This window comes from Franzmannia pantelleriensis (assembly GCF_900102875.1).
Lineage (GTDB): Bacteria > Pseudomonadota > Gammaproteobacteria > Pseudomonadales > Halomonadaceae > Franzmannia > Franzmannia pantelleriensis.
Map to the genome: position 1 here is coordinate 77203 of NZ_FNGH01000002.1, position 23859 is coordinate 101061.

The following is a 23859-nucleotide window of genomic DNA, read 5'->3' on the forward strand; positions in this document are numbered from 1 at the left end:
TTCAGACCAGCCAAGTATCGACGTTGTCCGGGGCGCGCTGAGCCTGCAGCGCCTTGATGCCCTTGACGCAGCGAATCACCAGCCATACCACGACCGCCAGCCACAGCACGAAGCCGATGGCGATCAGGGTCAGGATGCCGGCGAGCAGAAAGTAGACCAGCGAGATCCAGAAGGTGCGGATCTGGAAGCGGTAGTGCTCGTCCAGCCAGTCGGGGCCCTTGCCGCGGTAGACGTAGGCGATCACCACGCCGATCAGCGAGGTCAGCCCGCCGGTAGCGATCCCCGCCAGGAGCAGCACATAGACCACAATGGGGATGGTGGTATCGGGCCCGTTCGACGGTTCGACCGGATTGGGCTCGGGGGTGACGGTATCATTCATCGGGTCATCCTTGAGGCGTTACCATACAGGCCTTCATGATACCCGCCACGGCCGATGATGCCAGCACCGAGACCGCCCGATGAGCGAACCACCGATTTGCCCCCTGTGCGCCGCCGGCCCCTGCGGCCACTATCACCGCGACACCCGGCGTGACTATCTGCAGTGCCCGCGCTGTGCGCTGATCTTCGTGCCGGCGGCCTTTCATCTGGCGCCGCAGGCGGAGCGTGCGGTCTACGACCAGCACCAGAACTCCCCCGCGGATGCCGGCTACCGGCGTTTTCTCTCACGGCTGTATACGCCGCTGATCGCCGAGCTCGTTCCTGGGGCCTGCGGCCTAGACTTCGGTAGCGGGCCGGGACCGACGCTGTCGGTGATGTTTGAGGAGGCCGGCCATCCAATGGCGATCTACGATCCTTACTATGCGCCGGACACGACAGTGTTGACGGGGCAGTATGACTTTATTACGGCCACTGAGGTGGTCGAGCACCTGGCGGCGCCGGGGCGTGAATTGGCTCGGCTGGTGGGACTGCTGCGGCCGGGAGGCTGGCTGGGGCTGATGACCAAGCGGCCCACAGGACATGCCGCCTTCGGCGACTGGCACTATATTCTCGATCCCACGCACATTGGTTACTACAGTGAGGCCACCCTGAGCTGGTTCGCCTCTACCCATGGCCTCTCGGTGCGCTTTCCGGCCTCCGACGTGGCGCTGCTGCATAAGGGCCGCTAGGGCAATCCTCGGACTCACCGGGTGGGCGCAGTGGGCTGACATGATAGAGTGCTAATAGGCAATCCCTTAGGGAGTAGCGATGCAATCAGACGGTACGCCAGGCGCGCTGCAGCAGGGGCATGCGGGCCAGTGCCTGGTGGCGACCGGCGACTGGACGCTGGTTCACTATGCGACGCTGTGTGGGGAAGTCGAGCGCAATCGGGGCGCCGAGGCCCTTGAGCTGGATCAGGTACTGAGGCTGGACACCGCGGGTGTGGTGCTGTTTGCCCGGCTGCTCGGGGTCGAGCGATTGCGCCTGGTGGCCGATGGCGATAGGTCGCTCAGCGCCGAGCGGCGTGCGCTGCTGCGTACGGTCTGTGATGCGCTGGACAAGGTCCAGCAGCAGCCCGAGCAGCGCGCTCCGTCAGCGCTCACCGATGGGCTGGCGCGTATCGGCCAGGCGGTCCAGCTGCATCTTCAGAACCTCGTCGGCCTGTTGGGGTTCATCGGGCTGACATTGGCCATCGCGGCGCGGCTGATATGGCGCCCCCGTCGTTGGCGGATGAATGCACTGATGAGCCAAATCCAGTATACCGGCTTGAACGCGCTGCCGATCGTGGCCCTGCTGACCTTCATGATCGGCGCGGTAGTGGCGTTCCTCGGCGCCACGGTGCTCGATGCCTTTGGTGCCAGTGTCTACACCGTCGATCTGGTAGCCTACTCCTTCATGCGTGAATTTGGCGTGCTGCTGGCGGCGATTCTGGTGGCTGGCAGGACCGCCAGTGCCTTCACCGCCCAGATCGGTTCGATGAAGGTCAACGAGGAGATCGACGCGCTGCGCGTCCAGGGCTTCGATCCGGCCGAATGGCTGGTCCTGCCGCGGGTCCTTGCGCTGCTGATCACCTTGCCGCTGTTGGCCTTTGTCGGCCTGGTGTCGGGGTTGCTGGGAGGCGGCCTGGTGGCGCTGCTGGCCCTCGACATCCCGCTGGGCCGGATCATGGCCATCTACCGCGATGTGCCGCTGCAGCACTTCCTGGTAGGCATGGGCAAGGCCCCGCTGTTTGCGTTTCTGATTGCCGTGATTGGCTGCCGTGAGGGGTTTCGCGTCAGCGGTAGCGCCGAGTCGGTGGGCCAGCACACCACCTCGAGCGTAGTGCAGAGCATTTTCGTGGTGATTCTGGTCGATGCCCTGGCGGCGCTGTTCTTCATGGAGATGGGCTGGTGATGAGCGAACGACGCGAGGGGCCACTTGAGCCGGGGGAGCCAATCATCCAGGTGCGTGGGCTACAGAATCGCTTCGGCGAGCATGTGGTGCACGACCGGCTCGACCTGGATGTGATGCCCGGCGAGATCCTGGGCGTGGTAGGCGGCTCCGGTAGCGGCAAGTCGGTGCTGCTGAGAAGCATCGTCGGCTTGCTGCGGCCCAGCGGTGGCGAAGTGAGCATGCTGGGCGAGCAACTCGATCAGCTTTCGGAGCGCCGTCGCGTGCTGCTGGAGAGGCGCTGTGGCGTGCTCTTCCAGCAGGGCGCGCTGTTCTCTTCACTGAATGTAACCCAGAACGTGGCGCTGCCGCTGCGCGAGCACCTGCAGCTGCCGCGTGCAGAGGCCGAGCATCTGGCCGAGGTCAAGCTGGCGCTGGTCGGATTGCCGCCACATGCCGGAAGGCTAGCGCCATCCGAGCTTTCCGGGGGCATGATCAAGCGTGCCGCCCTGGCCAGGGCGCTGGCCCTGGACCCCGACATCCTGTTTCTCGACGAGCCCACCGCCGGGCTCGACCCCATCGGTGCCGCTGCCTTCGACCAGCTGCTGCTGACGCTGAGAAACGCCTTTGGCTTGACGGTCTTCCTGGTGACCCACGACCTGGATACCCTCTACACCGCCTGCGACAGGATCGCTGTCCTATCCGGCAAGCGGGTGCTGGTCGCCGACACGCTCAGCGTCGTCGCACAGACCGATGACGCCTGGGTTCGCGACTACTTCCATGGTCCGCGTGGGCGCAGTGCCCAGTTGGCCGCACATGCCACGAGGGAGGCTTGAGCGATGGAGCCACGTGCCAATCACATCATGATCGGTGGCATTACCCTGCTGCTGATCGCCGCCATTGCGCTGTTCGGCCTGTGGCTGGCCAGGTTTGGCGATGAGCGCGAGACACTGGCGATCGACGTGGTCTTCCAGGAGGCGGTGAGCGGTCTGTCCGACGGCAGCCGCGTCGAGTACAACGGCCTGCGCGTTGGCTCGGTGAGCCGCCTGCGGCTCGATGAGGCCGACCCGACTCAGGTCATTGCGCGCATCACGGTGTCGGCGGATACGCCGGTCACTACCGACACTCAGGCGCGCATCGCCATGACCAATATTACCGGCTCGGCGCATATCCAACTGAGCACCGACTCCTTGAGCGGGCCGCCCCTGGTGGCCGAGCGGGAGGGCGAGGTGCCAGTGATCATCGCCGAGCCGTCGCCGTTTGCCCGCCTACGTGCCAATTGGGAAGAGTCGATGGGGGGCGTCAATGCGCTGATCGACAACGTCAACCAGATGTTCTCCGAAGAGAACGCCAGCAGCGTTTCCTCGCTACTGCGCCACCTCGAAGAGGTCAGCCGCTTCGCTACCGAGAACCAGCAGCAGGCGGGATTGGCGATGGACAATCTGGCACAGGCCTCCGCTTCGGCTAACCGGGCACTCGAAAATCTCGATGGCCTGATTCTGGACACCAATCGGCTGCTGGACGTGCATGGTGAAGAGGCGATGCGCAGCGTGTCGGATACCATGCGGCGCCTGGATGGCGTGATCGCCTCGGTGGATGAGATCATCAACGACAATCGCGGCTCCCTCGAGCAGGGCCTGCAGGGCGTGCACGCACTGGAACCGGCGATTCGCGATTTTCGCGATGCGGTCAATGCGATCGAACGCACCACGCGTCAATTCGAAGGCGACCCGGCCGGCTACATGCTGGGGCGCGAGCGCTTACCGGAGTTCAACCCATGAGAGCCGTCATCGCCATTCTCGGCGTTCTGGCGACGCTGCTGCTCGCCGGCTGCACCGTGTTTCCCGAGCGTGAGCCAAGGCAGGTTTACCAGTTGCCCGCCTCGCAGCTTACCGCCAGCCAGGCACCGGCCAGCGAGCGGGTGTTGCGGGTAGCCAGGCCTGCCGTGGATGAGGTGCAGGGCGGCATGGATATCGTGGTGGCGCCGGACCCGATCTCCCTCAAGAGCTATGGCCAGGCACGCTGGAGCGCCCCGGTGCCGGTAATGCTGCGCGACCACTTGATGGACGCCTTCCAGCGTGACGGACGCCTGGCGCGGGTGGTCTCCGACCAGCAGGGCGTTGCCGCGGACCTGGCGCTGGGCGGACAGCTGCGTGCCTATCGGATTCAGTATGAGCAGGGCGAACCTGAGGCATTGATCGTGTTCGACGCCCAGTTGATCGATCTCGCCGCCAACCGCCTGGCCGACAGTCGGCGTTTCGAGGTGCGTGATGCGCTCGGGGATGCCTCCGTCGAGCAGGCCGTGATGGCCCTCTGGCGTGCCACTGAGCGACTCTCCAGCGAGTTGGTGGAGTGGACGGTGGCCGAGTAGCTGGGCGCCTTGATGCTTTCCTCAAGCGGTCATTGACTTCTTTAGGGTCGGGTGTATATTGCCCCGCGTCTCCCTGCACGCGGCTGGCACGGCAGGCATTCATCGGCGTTGTCTGCCACCCTTTTTCCTGTTGATTCTCATGCCTGTGAGGCTGATTTCATGTCGCGGCAACTCCTTTCCATGGCGCTGGCGCCGCTGCTGGGATTGTTCATCCTCGGTATCGGCAACGGCTTCCTCGCCACCCTCATTACCCTGCGCCTCGACGATGCCGGCTACTCGCCGGTAGTCATCGGGTGGGTCTCCTCGGCCTACTTCATTGGCCTGGCGCTAGGCGCGGTGTTCAACGACCGGCTGCTGCTGCGCATCGGGCATATCCGCGCCTATGGCTGCTTCGCCTCGATCGTCGCCGTCACCGTGCTGCTGCAGGGCCTGTGGTTGGACGCCTACGCCTGGTTCGTGCTGCGCCTGATCGGTGGCTGGGCCACGGTGGGCGTGTACCTGGTGATCGAGAGCTGGCTGCTGACCTCCGGCGACCAGAAGGTGCGCGGCCGACTGCTGGCGATGTACATGATCTCGCTCTACGCCGCCGGCGCCATTGGCCAGCTGCTGCTGGGGGTTACCGACGCCGCCGGGGTCACCCAGCCGTTCATGGTGGTGGGCATGCTGGCGGCGCTGTCGGTGCTACCGATGGCGATGATTCCGCGGGTGTCGCCGCTGATCGAGCACGCCGAACCGCTCTCACCGTGGCGCCTGATGGTAGTGACCCCCACCGGGGTGGTGGGCAGCTTCGGTTCAGGGCTACTGGTGGCGGCGATCTATAGCCTGCTGCCGCTCTACCTGCAGCGGGTGGGCTTGTCGGTCAACCAGATCGGCCAGATGATGGCGGTGGTGGTGGTCGGCGCCATGCTGCTGCAGTACCCCATCGGCCGCTGGTCGGATCGCCACGACCGCCAGCAGGTACTGATTCTGATCGGCGTGTTCTGCGTAGTGATCTCGGCCGGCATGCTGTGGCTGCCGCTCAATACCTGGCTGCTGGCTGGGCTGCTGTTCCTGCTCGGCGGTGGGGTATTCGCGCTCTATCCGGTGGCGGTCAGCCATGCCGCCGACCGTGCCCCGGCCGGCGCCCTGGTACGCATGAGCCAGGGCTTGCTGCTGATCAACGCCATCGGCTCGACGCTCAGCCCGCCGCTGATCACCCCGGTGATGAGTGCGGTGGGCGACGGCGGACTGTTCTGGTCGCTGGGCGGGCTAGGGCTGATGCTGGTGGCATTCTTCATCTGGCGGCGCAGCGTGCGCCCGGCGCCGCTACCGGTGGCCCCGTTCGCGCCGAGCACGCCGATGACCGCCGTTGGGGCCGAGCTGGGGGTGACCGAGGAGCAAGTGCAGGGCGCTATCGAGCACGAGCATGTCGAGGATCTCTCCGACCTGGTGCCCGACGTCGAGGTGGCCGAGGCGCTGGTTGGGCCGCCCCGCGAGGACGCGGTGCATATCGACTACTTCGACGTCGATGCCGAAGCCGGCCCGCATGGCGACGACCCCCAAGGAGAGTCAGACACGAGGAGTTAAGCGCGCTAGTCGCCTCTAAGCGAAGAACGCCGGGGACAGGCCGAAGAGGAGGTTCTACACCAGGGACGGTGTAGGTAGCGCCCAGGGAAGGGTTTACAGCGCCTCCTCGTAGGCCTGTCGACGGAATAGTTCTGAGCGGTGCTGTCTACCTGCAATAGCGCCGCTTGCTCGCCGCCTGGGCAAGACGTTGCAAAGGGCTTATGTTAGAGCCTTATATGCAGTGCAACAGGAGCGAGCGATGAGCGATATGACGATCGGCGTAGTCGGCGCCGGGACCATGGGCCAGGGGATTGCCCAGGTGGCCATGACCAGCGGTTTCGAGGTGGTGCTGTGCGACGTTGCCGAGGCGTCCCTGGAGCGCGGCCAGGCGGCCATCGACAAGCGCCTGGCCAAGCTGGTCGACAAAGAGAAACTCGATGACGGTGATCGCCAGGCCGCCCTGGCGCGCCTGACCGCCAGCACCGCGCTGGATGCCCTGGCCGGCTGCCAGGTGATCATCGAGGCGGCGCCGGAGAGCCCCGAGCTCAAGGAGCGGCTGTTCCGCGATCTCGACGCCCTGGCGCCGAATGCCATTCTTGCCTCCAACACCTCGTCGCTGTCGCTGACCCGGCTAGCCGCCATGTGCGAGCGCCCCGAGCGGGTGGTCGGCATGCACTTCTTCAATCCGGTGCCGGTGCTCAAGCTGGTCGAGGTGATCCGCGCCGAGCAGACCTCGGATGCTACCGTGGAAGCGGTGCAAGACCTCGCCGAGCGCCTCGGTAAGACCGCGGTGCTGATCGCCGACGCCCCCGGCTTCGCCGTCAACCGCCTGCTGGTGCCGATGATCAACGAGGCGGCCTTCCTGCTCCAGGAGGGCGTGGCCAGCGCCGAGGACATCGATGCCAGCATGAAGCTCGGCGCCGCCCACCCGATGGGGCCGCTGGCCCTCGCCGACCTGATCGGTCTCGACGTCTGCCTGGCGATCATGGAAGTGCTGCAGCAGGGCTTCGGCGATCCCAAGTACCGCCCCTGCCCGCTGCTCCGGCGCATGGTCGCCGCCGGCTATCTGGGCCGCAAGAGCGGCCGCGGTTTCCATATCTACGAGTGAGCGGAGAGCGTCATGAGCGATAACCTGATCGAACGCAGCGAACGCCACGGCTTGGTCTGCCTTACCGTCAATCGGCCCAAGGCACTGAACGCGCTCAACAGCGCGCTGCTCGATGCCCTGGCCGCCGAGCTCGACGCCCTCGAGGCCGATCCTGGCCTGCGCGGGGTAGTGATCACCGGCGCCGGCGACAAGGCCTTCGTCGCCGGCGCCGATATTACCGAGATGCGCGAGCTGAGCGCCGCCCAGGCGCGGGACTTCGCCCAGCGCGGTCTGGCCACGCTGAAGCGTCTCGAGCGGCTGCCGGTGCCGGTGGTGGCATTGGTCAACGGCTTCTGCCTGGGCGGCGGCTGCGAGCTGGCGCTGGCCTGCGACTGGGCGGTAGCCAGCGACAACGCCATCTTCGGCCAGCCCGAGGTGGCGCTGGGGGTGATCCCCGGCTTTGGCGGCACCCAGCGTCTGCCGCGTCGGGTCGGCCCGGCCATGGCGCTGGATCTGGTCACCACCGGGCGCAAGATCGACGCCCAGGAGGCGCTGCGTATTGGCCTGGTCAACCAGGTGATGCCCCAGGCCGAGCTCGACGCCTACGTCGAGCGTCTCGCCAAGCAGCTCGCCGGCAACGGCCCCCAGGCGGTGCGCAGCGCCAAGCAGGCGGTCCACGATGGCCTCGAGCAGGACCTCGACAGCGCCCTGGCGCTGGAGGCGAGCCTGTTCGCGCTGGCCTTCGCCGGCGATGAGCAGCGCGAGGGCATGGGCGCCTTCGTCGACAAGCGCAAGCCTAATTTCTGAGCGGCGGCCAGCGGCAACCGCCTAGCGGCGGTCCTCTGCTATCCAGCCCTGCAGCTCATCGGGGCTGTCGATATCGCGGCACACGCCGGCATCGCTGACCGCTATCTCCCGATAGCGATGGCGATGCCGACGGATCACCTCGCGGGCGCCCTGGTCGCCGTCCAGTGCCGCCAGCTCGGGCCACACCTCCCGCCCGAACAGCACCGGATGACCGGGCCGGCCTGCATGGCTGGGGCGTAGGATGGTCGCGGCGTCGGCTTGGCCTTGTAGCTGCCTCAGCGTGGCGGGGGAGATCACCGGCATATCGCCGAGCAGCACCGCAGCGGCAACAACGCCATCTAGCTCGCGATCACCGTTCAGCGCCGCCACGGCATCGCCGATGCTGGCGCCCAGGCCGCGCTCGGCGCGGGGCGCGCGGATGATCGGCGTGGTGGCAGGTAGCCCCAGGCGCTGTGGGTCGTCGTCTTCACGCAGCACGACGCGCAGCAGGGGAAACGCCCGCTGCGCGTTCCCCAGCGTTGCGGCGAGCAGGGTGTGCTCGCCGGTCAGCTGGGCGCGGCGCTTGTCCTGGGCGCCGAAGCGCCGCGAATAGCCGGCGGCCATGATGATCGCCACACAGGGGGTGGAGGGGGGCGGCTTAGAGTTCATCGCGGGCCTTGCCGCGCTGCACGCGAAGGACATCGGCCATCACCGCCAGGGCGATCTCCGCTGGCGCCTTGCTGCCTAGGTCGAGGCCGATGGGCATGTGCAGGCGGGCAATATCGGCGTCGCTCAGGCCGCCGGAACGGCGCAGACGCTCGGCACGCGCCTGGGAGGTGCGCGCCGAGCCCATCACGCCGATATAGAACGCTGGGGTGCGCACTGCTTCGATCATCGCCAGGTCGTCGATGCGCGGATCATGGGTCAGGGCGACGACGGCGGTGGCGGCGTGGCAGGCGCCGGAGGCGATGAACTGCGATGGCAAGACCCGCTGCAGCTCGATGCCGTCGAGGGCGATATCGCGATGCAGCGCGTCGCGGGGGTCGCACAGTATCACCTCGAAGCCGAGGCTCTGGGCGAAGCGCGCGCAGGCCTCGGAAACCGGCGACAAGCCGGCGATGATCAAGCGCGCCGCGGGGCCGATGCGCAGCTGGACCGTGCGCCGCTGCGGGTCGTGAACCACCCGCGGCCCGGTGCCGTCGTCGCTCAGGAAGTGGCGCCGCCCGTCGTCGAGATCGACGCAGCGCAGCAGTGGGCGCTGGCCCAGCAGGGTGGCGTGGAACACCTCCAGATGCACCAGGGTCTCGGCAGTCGCGGGCAGGCGTTCGACCAGCACGTCGAGGATGCCGCCACACGGCAGGCTGACGTGCGGGGCATCGACGCCGCCATCCTCGCTGCCACCGCCGTAGCGCAGGGTGGTCACCGGGGCGTCGAACTCGCCGCACTGGAGGCGCTCGAGGAAGTCCTCCTCGACGCAGCCGCCGGACAGCGAACCGACATGGCGACCCTCGCCGCACACCGCCAGCAGTGCCCCCGGGGCTCGCGGCGCTGAACCGTAGGTGGCGAGGACCGTGCACAGCCACACCGCCTCGCCGTCGCGGGCCCAGCTCAGGGCCCGCTCGATCACCTGCAGGTCGAGCTGCTGCATGCTCACCCCGCCAACTGATCGCCCACCGGCAGGCGCCGGATGCGCTTGCCGGTGGCGGCGTAGATCGCATTGCACAGCGCCGGTGCCACCGGCGGCAGGCCCGGCTCGCCGACGCCACCCAGCGCTAGCTCGGGGTCGTCATTGATCAGGTGCACGCGAATCTCGTGTGGGGTGTGCGAGAGGCGGGTAATCCGAAACTGATGGAAATTGTCCTGCTCAATGCGCCCCTCGCGGGCGGTGATCTCGCTGTGCAGGGCGATGCCGATGCCCATGATGCACGAGCCTTCCATCTGTGAACGAATGCGCTCCGGATTGATCTGCGGTCCGCAGTCGAAGGCGATATCGGCGCTGTGAATCGTCACCTCGCCGGCATCGTTGACCGCCACGTCGAAGACCACGGCGGCATAGGCGGCGAAGCTGTGATGCACGGCCAGCCCAAGGCCGCGCCCCGCAGGGCGCTCACGCTGCCACTCGGCGGCTTCGGTGGCGCGCTCGATCACTCCGCGCAGGCGGCCGATATCGATGGGGTAGCGCGCCGGGTCCTCGCCGTAGTTCCAGCTATCGTTGACGTCGCGCGGGTCGATCTGGCGCGCCGGCCCCAGCAGCTCGAGCAGATAGTCGCGATGGTCGCGGCCGGCGGCGGCGGCCATCTCGGCGGCGAAGCTCTGGATGGCAAAGGCGTGGGGGAGGTTGTAGACGGCGCGGAACCAGCCGATCCGCACATGCGCCGAGGCGTCGGGGTTCTCCAGGCGCATGGCGGGGATATCGAAGGGCACGGTGGTGAAGCCCATGCCGAGCTCGAAGTCCTGCTTGTGCTCCGGGTCCGGGGCGAACAGCGAGGCGATGCTCGGCGAGAGGGTGCGGTGACGCCAGCCCAGCGCCTTGCCCTCTGTATCGAGGCCGGCCTCCAGCCGATCCACCGAGACGGCATGGAAGTAGGCGTGGTGGAGGTCGTCCTCGCGAGTCCACTGCACGCGCACCGGGCGGCCGTCCAGCGCCTGGCTGAGGTAGCTCGCCTCGAGCATGAAGTCGGGCTTGGACTTGCGACCGAATCCGCCGCCCAGCAGGGTGGCGTGGACGGTCACGTCCTCGAGGGCGATGCCGAGCTGCTCGGCAATGCCCTCACGGGCGGCCTGGGGATGCTGGACCGGGGCCCAGACTTCGGCCTTGCCATCGACGATCCGGGCCAGTGCCACCGGGGGCTCGATGGGTGCCTGGGCCATATGCGGCATGTAGTAGGTCGCTTCGAGGTGCTGCTCGGCCTGATCCAGGGCGGCGTCGATATCGCCGCGTTCGCGGATCACCCGGCCGGCCGCGGTGGCGGCTTGCTCCAGCGCCTCACGGTAGGCGTCACTGTCGTAGTCGGCGTTGTCGCCGGCGGCGTCCAGGTCCCACTCGATGTCGAGGGCATCGCGGCCCTGGATCGCCGCCCAGGTGTTCTCGGCGATCACCGCCACGCCGCCCAGCGGGGCGAAGCCAGCCGGCTGCCCCACGCCCGGCACCTCGACGACGCGCACCACGCCAGGCACCTCCAGCGCCGCCGAGTCGTCGACGCTTGCGAGCTGTGCGCCGTAGACCGGCGGTCGGGCGATCACCGCATAGCGCATGTCGTCGAGGTGAATATCGGCGCCGTAGCGGGCGCGACCGGTGACGATATCCTCGCCGTCGATGGCCAGCGGGACGTCGTCGGCGACGTTGTCGCGGCCGATATAGCGCCACTCGTTGCGGGGCTTGAGGGTCAGGCTGTCGCGCTCGGGTACCGGCAGTTGGCTAGCCGCGGCGGCCAGTTCGCCGAAGCCGAGCTCGCGGCCGCTGGCTGCATGGATCACCACATGCACGCCGGCCTGGCACTCGTCGACCGGGACCTGCCACTGCTCGGCGGCGGCCTGCTCGAGCATGGTGCGGGCCGCGGCGGCGGCGCGGCGCATCGGGTCGAAGGCGTGACGCATGCTGCGCGAACCGTCGGTGTTCTGATTGCCGTAGGTCTCCTCGTCGCCGGGGGCCTGCTCGACCTTCACCTGCTGCCAGTCGGCGCCAAGTTCGTCGGCGGCGACCATCACCAGGCTGGTACGGATCCCTTGCCCCATCTCGGCGCGGTGGTTGACCACGGTGACCGTGCCATCCTCGTCGATGCGGATGAACACGTTGGGATCGTCGACCCAGCCGTGGGGCATGGCCTCGGCGCCATAGCTCGCTTCATCGTCGGCCAGCAGCGGCGACCAGCGGGCGGCGATGACCAGGGCGCTGGACGCGGCCAGCCCCTTGAGCACGTGGCGGCGGCTGACGTTGGCCAGCAGCAGGGTGTCGCGATGAGTGGTCATGCCGACTCCTCCCCGTGCTCGGCGGCGCGATGAATCGCCTGGCGGATGCGCGAGTAGGTCCCGCAGCGGCACAGGTTGCCGTCCATGGCCTCGACGATCTGTTCGTCGCTAGGGCTCGCGGTCTGCTTGAGCAGGGCCGCGGCACCCATGATCTGGCCGCTCTGGCAGTAGCCGCACTGGGCGACGCCGAGCTCCAGCCAGGCGCGCTGCACGCGGCTGCCGACGGCGTCATCGGCGATGCCTTCGATGGTGGTTATCTCGCGGTCCTGGGCCTGGGAGACCGGCGTGACGCAGGCGCGCACCGCTTCGCCATCGAGATGTACGGTGCAGGCGCCGCACTGGGCGATGCCGCAACCGAACTTGGTGCCGGTCAGCCGCACCACATCGCGTAGCGCCCATAGCAGCGGCATCTGCTCGGGCACGTCGAGTTCATGCTGCCGACCGTTGATCGTCAGGGTGACCATGAGGTTCTCTCCTCACCGCGTCGTTATTATGTGAGGCTGCGCGACTGCGCATGTCCTGGCAAGGGTAGTCGATGCCCGGCAGTCCGCCTATTGCCGGGCATCTCTCAGTTCAAGCGGCCTTATCAGCCTTCAGGGAGGCCATGTCGATGACGAAGCGGTAGCGTACGTCGCCCTGCTCCATGCGCTGGTAGGCCGCGTTGATGTCGTGGATATCGAGCATCTCGATGTCGCAGGGATGTCAGCTGAGTTGGTCGCGCCGCTGCAGGCGTCCTGAGTCAACGACTCACTTGGCGAACAGCTGGCTCATGTCCTTGAAGGCCTTGAATTCCAGGGCGTTGCCGCAGGGGTCGAGCAGGAACATGGTGGCCTGCTCGCCGACCTCGCCCTTGAAGCGCACGTAGGGCTCGATCACGAACTCGGTGTTGCGGCCGCGTAGGCGTTCGGCCAGGGCCTCCCACTGCTCCCACTCGAGGATGATGCCGAAGTGCGGCACCGGCACGTCGTGACCGTCCACCGGGTTGGTGTGCGCGCCCTCCTGGGTGGACGTCTTGGGGTGCTCGTGAATCACCAGCTGGTGGCCGTAGAAGTTGAAGTCGACCCACTGCTCGCTGGAGCGACCCTCTTCCAGGCCGAACACCTCACCGTAGAAGGTGCGTGCGGCGGGCAGGTCGTGTACGGGAATGGCCAGGTGAAAGGGGGAAAGGCTCATGGTCGGCTCCTGTTGTAAGTGATTGCCAGGCTCACAGCCTAGGAGAGGAGAAGCTATAATAAAATCAATATATTTTTGTATAAAACACAAAGAGTATTGATCAATGCTGCGTGAGCTGCAGACCTTTATCGCCGTGGCCGAGGCCGGCACCTTTGCCGCCGCCGGCGAGCGCATCGGCCTGACCCAGGCCGCGGTGAGCGCCCAGATGAAGCGCCTGGAGTCGACTCTCGGCGTCGCACTGTTCGAGCGCCAGGGGCGCAATGCGCGGCTCAATGCACGCGGGCGCCATACCCTGCTGCAGGCTCAGGAGCTGGTGCGGCTGTACGCCAGCCTAGGCGCCGACGCCGATGACCAGGTCGCGTCGACCCTGGTCAGCGTGGGGGCCATCGCCTCGGTGCAGCGCGGCCTGCTGCCCAGCGCCCTGGCACGCTTTCATCGCCACTATCCCGGCTGTCGCACGCGGGTGATGCCGGGCCTCTCGATGCAGCTGGTCGACCTGGTCGATGCCGGCGAACTCGACATGGCGGTCAGCATCCGCCCGCCGTTCTCGCTGCAGAGCGACCTGCGCTGGACGACCCTGGCGCGGGAGCCTTTCCGCCTGCTGGTGCCCGCCGGGCAGGCCGGCGACGACTGGCGCGAGTGCTTGAACGAGCGGCCCTTCGTGCGCTATGACCGCGCGTCGTTCGGCGGTCGTCAGGTCGAACGCTTTCTGCGCGAGCAGCGCCTCAATGTGCGCGAAGTCTGCGAGGTGGATGAGCTCGAGGCCATCGTCGAGCTGGTCGCCAACCGCGTCGGTGTAGCGCTGGTGCCGGAAACCGCGGCGCTTCGCCCGTGGCCGGCGGCGGTGCGTGCCATCGACCTGGGCAGCGATACCTTCCACCGCGACATCGGCCTGGTACAGCGCGCCAGCGGGCAGGTCAGCGAGCCGGCCTGGGCGCTGGCCGAGCTGATCGAACGGGTGGCAGGCTCGGCGTGACGCGCCTCGTCACGCTGTTGCATATCGATGCTAGGCTGATACGCCTGGCTATCCGAACGGGAGCATCTCATGCAACTAGGCATCAACGGCCGCTGGGCCATCGTCTGTGCGGCCAGCCAAGGGCTAGGCTATGGCTGTGCCGCGGCACTGGCACGCGAAGGGGTCAATCTGGCGATCAATTCGCGTAACCCCGAGAAACTCGAGGCCGCGGCCAAGCAGCTGCGCCAGCTCAACGCCGGCATCGTGGTGCATTGCGTGGCCGGTGACATCGGTACGCCAGAGGTGCGCGATGCGCTGCTCGCCGCCTGCCCGCAGGTGGATATCCTGGTCAACAACAACGGTGGGCCGCCCCCGGGAGACTTCCGCGACTGGCAGCGCGGCGACTGGCTTGATGCGTTGGACGCTAACATGATCACCCCCATCGAGCTGATCAAGGCCACGGTGGATGGCATGGCGCAGCGCGGCTTCGGGCGGGTGGTCAATATCACCTCGTCCGCGGTCAAGGCGCCTATCGATATCCTCGGGCTCTCCAACGGTGCGCGCTGCGGGCTGACCGGCTTCGTCGCCGGGCTGGCCCGCCAGCCCCAACTGGCCGGCAACAATGTGACGATCAACAATTTACTGCCCGGCGCCTTCGATACCCAGCGCCTGGCCGGTAACTTCGACAAGGTGGCTGCCGACTCCGGCGAGCCGGTGGAGGCGGTGCGTGAAAAACGCGCCCAGGCGATTCCCGCCCAGCGCTTCGGCAATGCCGAGGAGTTCGGCAGCTACTGTGCGTTCCTGTGCAGCGCTCAGGCCGGCTACATCACTGGCCAGAACCTGCTGATCGATGGTGGTAATTATCCCGGCACGTTCTAAGAGAGTGCCGGGATCGGCGTTCTTCAGGGCGGCGGCGCGGGCACCGCGCGCCGCCTGAGGCGCACCATCTGGGTGGCCACGGCGGTGCCGGTGAGGGTGATCGCCATGCCGATCAGGATCTGCACGCTGAGCACCTCGCCGAGCAGCAGATAGCCCCACAGCAGGGCGCTGACCGGGACCAGGAAGGTCACCGTCGAAGCGGCGGTGGCGCCGGCGCTGGAGAGCAGACCGAAGTAGAGCAGGAAGGCCACGGTGGTGCTTAGCACCGCCAGCGCCAGGCCGTTGGCCCAGGCCAGGCCGCTGATCGGCTCGCTGGGCCACAGCAGCAGGCCGGGGATCAGCAGGATCAGCGCCGACATCGCCGAACTGCCCGCCGCCAGTACCCGCACCGGCAGGTGCGAGAGGTGGGTCTTGGAGTAGTTGCCGGCGATGCCGTAGCAGAAGGTGGCGCCGAGTACCGCGAGGATGAACCAGCCGTCGCCGCCCAGCGCGAAGTCGAGCCGGTTGGCGGAGAGTACGTAGACGCCAACGAAGGCTAGCGCCAGGCCCAGGTACTGCTGGCGGCGCACCGGTGTGGTAAAGAACAGCGCGCCGATAAGCGCGGTGAAGATCGGCGTGGTGGCGTTGATCAGCGAGGTGAAGCCGGCCTCTAGTCGGGTGGTGGCCAGCGCCAGCAGGCTGAATGGCAGCACGTGGTTGACGAAGCCGAGCAGGAACAGCTGGCGCTTATGTTGCCAAACCAGTCTCAGGTAACGTGCGCCAAGCAGCAGCGGGATCAACAGCAGGGCGCCGATACCCATCCGCACCAACACCAGCGGCACCGGGCCGAATTCGGGCACCGCCACGCGCATGAAGATGAACGACAGCCCCCACAGCGAGGAGAGCAGCAGCAGGCGCAGGGTATCGGCGGGAGACATGCCGTGTCCTTATGAATCGGAAACACCCCAGCTTACGACCGCCGTGACGAGAAAGAAAGCGCGCTAACGAGTGCTTGTGATCGCGGCGTCAGTCCTTGGTGGCGCTGACATATCCCGCTGGGGCACGATTTGACAAGCTGAACGGGATTGCTGACGGTAAGAGCCTACTCGTGTGTACCCTCAAACACTAATAAATGGAGTCAATTCAATGGCTTTTGATCGAAGGAGGGAGCTTGCCTGGATGCTGACGTTAGGCGTCATGATGCCAGCTGGCTTCGCCCAGGCGGATACATTATCACCCGGCGAGATGGGGCACCCTAATCAAAAAAGTATCGGGATCTATGTTGGCAGTGAACTGACCGAGGGCGGCAGCACCTACCTGGCTGGCTTTGGCCACGAGCCCTCCAGTCACTGGCTCGAGATCATTCCCCGGCAGCAGCATCCGGAGGGGGCGACCTGGCAAGTCGGCGTGACCGACCAGGCGCGGATCCCCGGTGAGCTGATCGATATTCCCCAAGTGTCGACGACCTATAAATACATTTCCTCGAGCTATTCAGAGTTTGCTGGTTTCCCTCCGCCGTTGACCAACGGTGGGTTGAATGAAAAGGGCGTGGCGGCACGCGATATCTGGGCGCCATCAAGGCCAGAGCTGGTGGAGATGTCGGAAGATGCTGCCGAGCAGACGCCCCAGACCGGCCCCCAGTACAGTGATCTGGCCAAAGCCGCTATGGAGAGAGCGTCAAGCGCGCGCGAAGCGGTGGAGATCATCGGTGGCCTGATCGATGAACACGGCTTCTCTACCTATGGTGGCAACTCCCATCTGATTGCCGACGCTGAGGAAGGTTGGGTATTCATCAATTTCGCCGGCGGTCAGGGGTTATGGGCAGCCGAGCGGCTGGGTGCCGATCAAATACGGGTCTCGTATCCGGGATATATTCATGATTTCCCCGCCGACCCCGGTCAGTCTGACGATTACATGGCCTCGGACAACTTTGTCGACTTTGCCATCGAACAAGGCTGGTGGGACGGCGAAGGCGATTATTTCAACGTCCAGGAGACCTATGGCCAAGCATTTCCCGCCGAGGATCCGGGCGACTTTTACCCAGCCTTCTACACCGAGGCGCGTAACCCCCCGGCGCTCGAGCGCGAGCTGGAAGAGATGGGACCGCTGACGCTCGAGGACATGCTGGCCTATGTGCGCGATCCTCGCTGGTCTACCGACTTCAGCGGCTATGGCCAGGTCGCCGAACTGCGCCCCGAAACCCACCCAGAGTTGCAAAGCCTGTGGGTAGCAGTGACCAGTGCCATTACCACGCCGTTCGTGGGAATCCCGATCGGCGCTGAAGATGTGCCGCCGGAGTTCAAGCAGCATCGCTATATGACCAAGGATGCCGATTCGCACTTCCTTGATCCGGACTACGGCCCCCTGGAGGCGACACGCTACGCCACCCGCACCTTCAAGCGTCTGCTCTACCATACCTGCGAGCATCCTCGAGACTTCCTGCATCCAGTGACCGGTGAAATTGAAACCTTCGAACGCCAGCTGCTGGATGAGCGTGGCGAGGTAGAGGCACAGGCGCTGGAACTGTTCGAGGCGGGAGACGATGCCCAGGCGCGTCAGTTCATTACCACGCGTACTGCCGAGCATCTACTGGCTAGTCTAGAACTCGGCGAAGATCTCGTGCGCGACGTGGAGCGTCAGACCCGCGAGACCTATGGCATTCGCATGCCCGAAGGTGACGTCGCAGAAGGTGAAACGGCGCCGGCCACCAGCCAGCCGATGGCAAGACATGGCTGGGGGGCGATGATCCACTGCTATGCTGATGAACTTGATGAGTATCCTCGCCAGCACGGGCAATACGCCGAATCGTCGCTCGACTGATGGAGTAGGCGAAAGCTACTGACCTGCTCTAAGAGTCGGGCCGTGGGGTCATGACCGCGGCCCGACTTTTTGTACATAGCCTAGCGATAGCGGGTCAGGCGTCCAGGCCGATGGTCTCGTCGAGGCCGAGGTGGACGTTCATGTTCTGTACCGCGGAGCCGGCCGCGCCCTTGCCGAGGTTGTCGAGGCGCGATACCAGGCACAGCTGTTCGGCATTACCGAACACGAACAGGTCGACGCGATTGGTATCGTTGCTGGCCTGGATGTCGAAGAAGCCACCGTCGAGGTTGGCCATGTCGTCGAAGGCGTGCACACGGACGAAGGGCTCGTCGGCATAGCGCTCACGGTAGGCGGCGAGCAGTGCCTCGGCACTGGCGTTGGCGCCCAGGCGGTCAATGTGCAGCGGCACCGTCACCGCCAGCCCCTTGAGGAAGGGGCCGACCACCGGTGAGAACACCGGCGGCTGGGCCAGGCGGCCGTGCTGCTGCATCTCCGGCAGGTGCTTGTGGGCCAGGTTCATGGCATAGGGCCGCGGCGCCTGCAGCTGGCCGGCTTGATCGGATTCGTAGGCGGCGATCAGTGATTTGCCGCCGCCGCTGTAGCCGGTCAGCGAGAAGGCCGAGAGCGGATAGTCGGCCGGTAGCAGGCCGGCGTCCACCAGCGGGCGAACCAGCAGGATGAACGCGCTGGCATGGCAGCCGACGTTGGCGATGCGCTTACTCGAACGGATCGCATCACGCTGGTCGTGGGCCAGCTCGGGCAGGCCGTAGACCCAGGCGGGATCGGTACGGAAGGCCGTGCTGGCATCGATCAGGCAGGTGTCGGGGTTGTCGACCATCGCTGCGGCCTCGCGTGAGGCGGCATCCGGCAGGCACAGGAACGCCACGTCGGCGGCATTCAGCAAGCGTGCGCGCTCGGCATTATCCTTGCGCTTGTCGCTGTCGATGCGCAGCAGCTGGATGTCGGAGCGTGCGTTGAGATACTCGAACAGCCGGAGTCCGGTGGTGCCTTCCTGCCCGTCTACGTAGACCTTGAATGCCATGCGGTGGGGTGCCTCGCTGAGAACGAATCGAGAGATCGAACCGATATTGTGCGGATTTCGTGGCGCCTTGTCACACTCGGGCGCGCACCCTCAGTCGCACGTAGTCGGCGCTCCAGTTGCCGCTGCTATCGCGCAGGCTGTGGCCGAGCAGGGTCAGGGTATTCTCCAGCACGGCTTCGCGCACGTCTTCGTCGAGGCCGTGGAGGAAGGGATTGGCAAAGGTTTCGAGCCAGCCGGCCATGCCGGTGGGCAGCGGTGTGGGGCGCGGAATCAGGGCGATCTCCTCGACCCGGAAACCGGCGTTCTCCAGCAGCAGGCGGTACTCCGCGGCGGTGGGGAAGTACCAGGGGTGGCGACCGCGGGCGCTGATGCCACGGAACTTCAGCGACGCCAGCAGCGCGGTGCAGATGGCGGCGACGTTGCCGTGCCCGCCGAACTCGGCAACGAAACGACCGCCGGGCTTGAGCGCGCGCTTGATCCCGGCGATCACCGCCTGGGGCTCGAGCATCCAGTGAAGGGCAGCGTTGCTGAAGACGGCATCGAACTCGTGGTCGAACGGCAGCTGGTGAGCGTCGATCACCTGGGCGGTGATACGCCGCTCACGAGCCGCTTCGACCATTGCTTCTGAAGCGTCCACGCCGACGATATCGACGCCGAGCTTGGCCAGGCGTTCGGTGAGGGCGCCGTCGCCGCAGCCGAGGTCGAGAATGCGCTCGCCGGCCTGCGGCGCCAGCAGCTTAACCACCTCACTGCCGAGCGTAGGCACGAAGTCGGCGTTGTGGGCGTAACCCTCGGCGTTCCAGTGCTGGCCTGGGGCGTTATGCGGCGGTGTGGTCATGGCCGAGTCTCGTCAGTAGTGTGGTCGGGGCAATATAGCAGCTGCGCAGAAATGCTGACCATGCCCGACACTCGCCGCTTCGAGGCCTTGGGCCGGCTCAGGTCATGGCGCTGGGCAGCGGGTATTTGGCCATTGCCGTTTCGATCTGCTGCATACTGCTGCGGTGAGCAGGGCGTTGCGCCAGGCGTTGCCAATAGTCCTCGAACTCAGGGCGCCGGTCGATGGTGCCAAACTGCATGCCCCAGCCGATGTGGCTGCCGACGTAGATGTCCGCTGCCGAGAAGCGATCGGCGGCGATATGCCGTTTTTCCCGCACCGCATCGGCCAGCACATCCAGCACCGTTTCGAGTCGCCCGCATCCCAGCTGCATCTCCTGGTCAGGGGTCATTTCCACATTGCAGCTGTTGAGGCCGATGGTGGCCTCGAGCGGCCCGGAAGCGAAGAACAGCCAGCGGTAGTAGTCGCCTCGCTCCGACGGCGGAGGAGCCAGGCCGGCCTCGGGAAAGGCGTCGGCAAGATAGGCGCAGATCGCCGCTGCCTCGGTTACTACCACGTCACCATGTCGAATAGCCGGGACTTTGCCCATTGGGTTGATGGCCAGGTAGTCCGGGGCCTTCATCGACGTGCCGTATTCAAGATATTCCACTCGGTAGGGGACCCTGAGCTCTTCGAGCATCCAGTGCACGATGCCGCCGCGTGAGAAAGGGTTGGTGTAGAAGGTGATAGCTGCTGGCATGATCGACTCCTGATAGCCATTGTGGGAGCTACCAGCATAGGAGAATCTGCTGACAGATTTTGTCAGCAGGGTGCGTGAGAGCAGAGAGTCGCCAGCCATTCGCGTCGCAGTAGGTAGCGCCGGCGTGGGTAGCGTTCCGCTAACGGCGTGGCCGCAGCAATTCGGTCGGCGCGGAAGTGCCGATAGTCATGGCGTAGCTCACACCAGGCGGCGAGGATGCGGCTCGACTCGAAGAAGGTCAGGCTGATTGGCCAGACGGTGCGAGTCGATGCCCTGCCGGCTTCATCCTGATAGTCGATCTGCAGCTTGCGCTCCTCGCGAATGGCCTGACGGAGGTCGCGCAATGCGACAGTCTGGGGCTTATCCCAGCCAGGGCCGACCAGCAGCGCTTGATCCTCCAGGCGGGCATGCAGCTCGCGTGGCAGTACCGCCGAGACCTTCGCCAGCACCTCGCTAGCGGCAGCCGCCAATTCACTGTCTGCCCGACGCTCTACCCAGGTCAGTCCCAGTGCCAGGGCTTCCACCTCGTCGGCGGAAAACATCAGGGGTGGCAGCATGAAGTCTGGCTGGAGCACGTAACCCAAACCGGGCTCGCCGTCGATCTGGGCCCCGATCGCCTTGAGATCGGCGATGTCGCGGTACAGGGTGCGCAGTGACACGCCCAACTGCTCGGCGAGCAGCTGGCCCCTCACCGGGCGCCGATGGTGGCGTAGCAGTTGCATCAGGTCGAATAGACGCGTTGTGCGCGACATGACGATCAGGGCTCCATTACCCGCTGGGTTGCTGAAGCAGCTTAGCCTTCTACGGCCACGATGGGCAGCTTGATCGTTTCACAGCCCTGGTACGACACGCAGTCGGCTTGCAACACCTGGACAGCTTGATCCAGGACAATAATCATGGCCGCGGAGTATGGCCTGATGGCGTGGTGCCTTGTCTGACTTTGCAGAGGAGTTGCCACATGCCCGCCATGATGAAAGCCGCTATCTTCGTCGAGCCCGGTCGCATCGAGATCGACGACAAGCCGATCCCCGAGATCGGTCCTAATGACGCCCTGATGCGGGTGACCACCACCACCATCTGTGGCACCGACGTGCACATCCTCAAGGGCGAATACCCGGTGGAGCGCGGCCTGACCATCGGGCACGAGCCGGTGGGGGTGATCGAGAAACTCGGTGCCAACGTCAAGGGTTACCGCGAAGGCCAGCGGGTGATCGCCGGGGCGATCTGCCCGAGCTTCACGTCGTATGCCTGCCAGGATGACTGCTGCGCCCAGGATGGCGGCCACCATGGCCACGGCTACAAGCCGATGGGTGGCTGGCGCTTCGGCAACACCATCGACGGCGCCCAGGCCGAGTATCTGCTGGTACCCGACGCCCAGGCCAACCTCTCGCCGGTGCCCGACGGCCTGACGGATGAGCAGGTGCTGATGTGCCCCGACATCATGTCTACCGGTTTCGCCGGGGCTGAGTCCGCCGGCATCAAGATCGGCGATACGGTGGCGGTGTTCGCCCAGGGGCCGATCGGCCTTTGTGCCACCGCCGGCGCGCGGCTGCGCGGCGCAGGCCTGGTCATCGCCGTGGATGGGGTCGATGAGCGCCTGGCCATGGCCAAGCAGATGGGGGCCGACGTGACTCTGGATTTTCGCAAGGTCGACGTGGTCGAGGAGATCCTCAAGCTGACCGGCGGACGCGGGGTGGACGCTGCTATCGAGGCGCTTGGCCTGCAGCAGACCTTTGAATCTGCACTGCGCGTGCTCAAGCCCGGTGGCACCCTGTCGAGCCTTGGTGTCTACTCCGAGGATCTGACCATCCCCCTGGGGGCCTTCTGCGCCGGCCTCGGCGATCACAAGATCGTCACCTCGCTGTGCCCCGGTGGCAAGGAGCGCATGCGCCGGCTGATGAGCATTATCGCCGCCGGCCGTCTCGATCTCGGTCCCATGGTCACCCACCGCTACGCGCTGGAGAATATCGTCGAGGCCTACGACTTGTTCTCCCATCAGCGTGACGGCGTGCTCAAGGTGGCGATTCAAGCGGGCTGAGGATACGCTGAGGCAATAGCGAACGGGCGGCATGGTGCCGCCCGCTGACGGTTGGCCACCGCGTACTGTTTGGCCCGGCGGTGCAGTGCTACACCGCGACCCATTCGATAGAAAGCGGTCTGGAAGCAGGCCGCCTCATCGACATCGGCGACGACTGCTGGCTCGGCAGCGGCAGCGTCGTCACTTAGGATATCCCCGCCGACGTTTTCGCCGCCGGCAACCCCTGCCGCGTTATCCGCCGGATCGTTAACTATTAAAGCTTCACGGCTAGCTTCGGGATAAAATATTAATGGCTATGAAACATAATTAACTTGTAGGGAAGTGTTAATTTTTTGGCGTATAGATGCCGAATGGAGCGCTCAATTTAGCAAGCTCGTCGTGTAGGCATGCAACGATATCCGACCGAGGACTGCTTAACTGCTCTGCAAGACCAATCTTTCTGTGCACTACCGGATCGCCAAACGGAAAATTAGGAAGTTCCATATGCGGCGAATCTCGCAGAGCTGTATGGGGAGTGATTGAGACCCCTAAGCCTGATTCAACGCAGGCAATGAGTGCCGGTATGGTGTCAACCTCTATCAGTGAATTCAGATCAAGGCTCAGTTTTGAAAGTTCATCTTCGATAAGATGAGCTAAGGGTACGTTGCTCTGAAATCTTATGAACGGATGGGTTTTAAGTGCTGATATTGCATCAGTTGCGGCTGTGCTGGGCGGAGCAATAACTAATAGTGGTTCACTTATAAAGGGGTGCCAGCGTATCTTAGCTGGCATGCTGGCATGTTCTGCTACTATGGCCGCGTCAAGTTTTCCGGCAGCAACATCCCGGAGTAGTTCTTCGGACTTTCCGGTTCGCAACCGGATGCTTAGTTCTGGAAAGCTTCTGGTCAAAGTAGCAATAGCTCGCGGTAACAACCTAAAAATACTGCTGCGAACCGTTCCCAAAGAAAGCGTTCCAGCGAGCTCTCGACCCGATATGGTAGTCAAGGCCTTGTTGCTAATGAGAACCATCTCCTTGGCCGCGCTAAGAAGAATAAGCCCTCGTGCATTCAGCGTGGTCGGCCTAGCAGAGCGGTCAAAAATGGCGATATCAAGCTCACTCTCCAGAGCTGCCATTTGTTGGCTGACTGCGGACGGAGTCAGGTGCACTGCCTCAGCAGCGCGCGAAAAACTGCCCTCTTCTGCAATGGCAATCAAGGTCCTGAGCTGACGGAAATCCATGGTGGCTTGCCTCCTCTGCAGCATGTTAAGGAAATCTGTTGCTAAAATGAAGCACATTTCGCTTTACTACACAATGTGCGGGCTCTAGGTTGGGAGTGGAGGCAGCCGGACCTTGAGGTTCGTGCAAATTTTGACTA

24 protein-coding genes and 1 pseudogene are annotated in these 23859 nt (G+C 65.2%); 12 read left to right on the forward strand and 13 right to left on the reverse strand.

Annotation, left to right across the window (positions count from 1 at the left end):
• Position 1: 1 nt before the first annotated feature.
• On the reverse strand, positions 2-379 hold the full coding sequence (locus BLT16_RS02405) for a DUF4870 family protein (protein ID WP_089656932.1): 378 nt from the start codon (positions 377-379) through the stop codon (positions 2-4).
• A gap of 79 nt (positions 380-458) precedes the next feature.
• Here BLT16_RS02405 and BLT16_RS02410 point away from each other — a divergent pair, with 79 nt between their 5' ends.
• The 8 genes from BLT16_RS02410 (at position 459) to BLT16_RS02445 (ending at position 8096) form a co-directional block, all read left to right on the forward strand.
• Entirely contained in the window at positions 459-1106 is a 648-nt protein-coding gene (locus tag BLT16_RS02410; protein WP_089656933.1) for a class I SAM-dependent methyltransferase, read from the forward strand.
• A gap of 79 nt (positions 1107-1185) precedes the next feature.
• A complete protein-coding gene (locus BLT16_RS02415; RefSeq protein WP_089656934.1) occupies positions 1186-2310 on the forward strand; it encodes an MlaE family ABC transporter permease in 1125 nt (374 codons plus the stop codon).
• Positions 2310-3122, forward strand: a complete 813-nt coding sequence (locus tag BLT16_RS02420) for an ABC transporter ATP-binding protein (protein WP_089656935.1) — start codon at positions 2310-2312, stop codon at positions 3120-3122. The genes BLT16_RS02415 and BLT16_RS02420 overlap by 1 nt, the downstream gene beginning before the upstream one ends.
• A gap of 3 nt (positions 3123-3125) precedes the next feature.
• On the forward strand, positions 3126-4067 hold the full coding sequence (locus tag BLT16_RS02425) for an MlaD family protein (protein WP_089656936.1): 942 nt from the start codon (positions 3126-3128) through the stop codon (positions 4065-4067).
• Positions 4064-4657, forward strand: a complete 594-nt coding sequence (locus tag BLT16_RS02430) for an ABC-type transport auxiliary lipoprotein family protein (protein ID WP_089656937.1) — start codon at positions 4064-4066, stop codon at positions 4655-4657. Before BLT16_RS02425 ends, BLT16_RS02430 begins: the two co-directional genes overlap by 4 nt.
• Before the next feature lie 159 nt (positions 4658-4816).
• Positions 4817-6223, forward strand: a complete 1407-nt coding sequence (locus BLT16_RS02435; protein WP_089656938.1) for an MFS transporter — start codon at positions 4817-4819, stop codon at positions 6221-6223.
• A 238-nt stretch (positions 6224-6461) separates the two neighbouring features.
• Positions 6462-7310: a 3-hydroxybutyryl-CoA dehydrogenase gene (locus BLT16_RS02440; protein ID WP_089656939.1), complete on the forward strand. Its 849-nt coding sequence runs from the start codon at positions 6462-6464 to the stop codon at positions 7308-7310.
• 12 nt (positions 7311-7322) lie between these two features.
• The gene (locus BLT16_RS02445) at positions 7323-8096 is read left to right on the forward strand and encodes an enoyl-CoA hydratase-related protein (protein ID WP_089656940.1); all 774 of its coding nucleotides are present in this window, start codon (positions 7323-7325) and stop codon (positions 8094-8096) included.
• Between the two features lie 21 nt (positions 8097-8117).
• Here BLT16_RS02445 and BLT16_RS02450 read toward each other — a convergent pair whose 3' ends face one another.
• From BLT16_RS02450 to BLT16_RS02470, 6 genes and pseudogenes are all read right to left on the reverse strand, one after another.
• A complete protein-coding gene (locus BLT16_RS02450; RefSeq protein ID WP_089656941.1) occupies positions 8118-8744 on the reverse strand; it encodes a nucleotidyltransferase family protein in 627 nt (208 codons plus the stop codon).
• Positions 8734-9723, reverse strand: coding sequence for an XdhC family protein (locus BLT16_RS02455; protein ID WP_089656942.1), 990 nt, complete (start codon positions 9721-9723; stop codon positions 8734-8736). Before BLT16_RS02455 ends, BLT16_RS02450 begins: the two co-directional genes overlap by 11 nt.
• A gap of 2 nt (positions 9724-9725) precedes the next feature.
• Entirely contained in the window at positions 9726-12044 is a 2319-nt protein-coding gene (locus BLT16_RS02460) for a xanthine dehydrogenase family protein molybdopterin-binding subunit (RefSeq protein WP_089656943.1), read from the reverse strand.
• Positions 12041-12508: a (2Fe-2S)-binding protein gene (locus tag BLT16_RS02465; RefSeq protein ID WP_089656944.1), complete on the reverse strand. Its 468-nt coding sequence runs from the start codon at positions 12506-12508 to the stop codon at positions 12041-12043. The genes BLT16_RS02460 and BLT16_RS02465 overlap by 4 nt, the downstream gene beginning before the upstream one ends.
• Positions 12509-12617: 109 nt before the next feature.
• A pseudogene (locus BLT16_RS20495) lies at positions 12618-12740 on the reverse strand (NAD(P)-dependent alcohol dehydrogenase); the annotation flags it as partial.
• Positions 12741-12791: 51 nt separating this feature from the next.
• Positions 12792-13217, reverse strand: coding sequence for a VOC family protein (locus BLT16_RS02470; RefSeq protein ID WP_089656945.1), 426 nt, complete (start codon positions 13215-13217; stop codon positions 12792-12794).
• 103 nt (positions 13218-13320) lie between these two features.
• Here BLT16_RS02470 and BLT16_RS02475 point away from each other — a divergent pair, with 103 nt between their 5' ends.
• Both BLT16_RS02475 and BLT16_RS02480 read left to right on the forward strand, forming a co-directional pair.
• Positions 13321-14193: a LysR family transcriptional regulator gene (locus BLT16_RS02475; RefSeq protein WP_089656946.1), complete on the forward strand. Its 873-nt coding sequence runs from the start codon at positions 13321-13323 to the stop codon at positions 14191-14193.
• 69 nt (positions 14194-14262) lie between these two features.
• Positions 14263-15051, forward strand: coding sequence for an SDR family oxidoreductase (locus BLT16_RS02480; protein ID WP_089656947.1), 789 nt, complete (start codon positions 14263-14265; stop codon positions 15049-15051).
• Between the two features lie 23 nt (positions 15052-15074).
• Here the strand turns inward: BLT16_RS02480 and BLT16_RS02485 are convergent, their stop codons facing one another.
• A complete protein-coding gene (locus BLT16_RS02485; protein WP_089656948.1) occupies positions 15075-15968 on the reverse strand; it encodes a DMT family transporter in 894 nt (297 codons plus the stop codon).
• Positions 15969-16209: 241 nt separating this feature from the next.
• Here BLT16_RS02485 and BLT16_RS02490 point away from each other — a divergent pair, with 241 nt between their 5' ends.
• A complete protein-coding gene (locus tag BLT16_RS02490; protein ID WP_218124394.1) occupies positions 16210-17850 on the forward strand; it encodes a C69 family dipeptidase in 1641 nt (546 codons plus the stop codon).
• A 94-nt stretch (positions 17851-17944) separates the two neighbouring features.
• On the opposite strand, the gene argC is transcribed toward BLT16_RS02490, so the two are convergent.
• From argC to BLT16_RS02510, 4 genes are all read right to left on the reverse strand, one after another.
• A complete protein-coding gene (argC, locus tag BLT16_RS02495; RefSeq protein WP_089656950.1) occupies positions 17945-18892 on the reverse strand; it encodes an N-acetyl-gamma-glutamyl-phosphate reductase in 948 nt (315 codons plus the stop codon).
• 70 nt (positions 18893-18962) lie between these two features.
• The gene (locus tag BLT16_RS02500; RefSeq protein WP_089656951.1) at positions 18963-19730 is read right to left on the reverse strand and encodes a class I SAM-dependent methyltransferase; all 768 of its coding nucleotides are present in this window, start codon (positions 19728-19730) and stop codon (positions 18963-18965) included.
• 97 nt (positions 19731-19827) lie between these two features.
• Entirely contained in the window at positions 19828-20466 is a 639-nt protein-coding gene (locus BLT16_RS02505; RefSeq protein ID WP_089656952.1) for a glutathione S-transferase family protein, read from the reverse strand.
• 62 nt (positions 20467-20528) lie between these two features.
• On the reverse strand, positions 20529-21218 hold the full coding sequence (locus tag BLT16_RS02510) for a helix-turn-helix transcriptional regulator (RefSeq protein ID WP_089656953.1): 690 nt from the start codon (positions 21216-21218) through the stop codon (positions 20529-20531).
• A gap of 206 nt (positions 21219-21424) precedes the next feature.
• Here BLT16_RS02510 and BLT16_RS02515 point away from each other — a divergent pair, with 206 nt between their 5' ends.
• Positions 21425-22504 (forward strand): NAD(P)-dependent alcohol dehydrogenase, encoded by a 1080-nt coding sequence (locus BLT16_RS02515; RefSeq protein WP_089656954.1) that lies wholly within the window; start codon positions 21425-21427, stop codon positions 22502-22504.
• 324 nt (positions 22505-22828) lie between these two features.
• Here BLT16_RS02515 and BLT16_RS02520 read toward each other — a convergent pair whose 3' ends face one another.
• Positions 22829-23722, reverse strand: a complete 894-nt coding sequence (locus BLT16_RS02520) for a LysR family transcriptional regulator (protein WP_176817138.1) — start codon at positions 23720-23722, stop codon at positions 22829-22831.
• Positions 23723-23859: the final 137 nt, after the last annotated feature.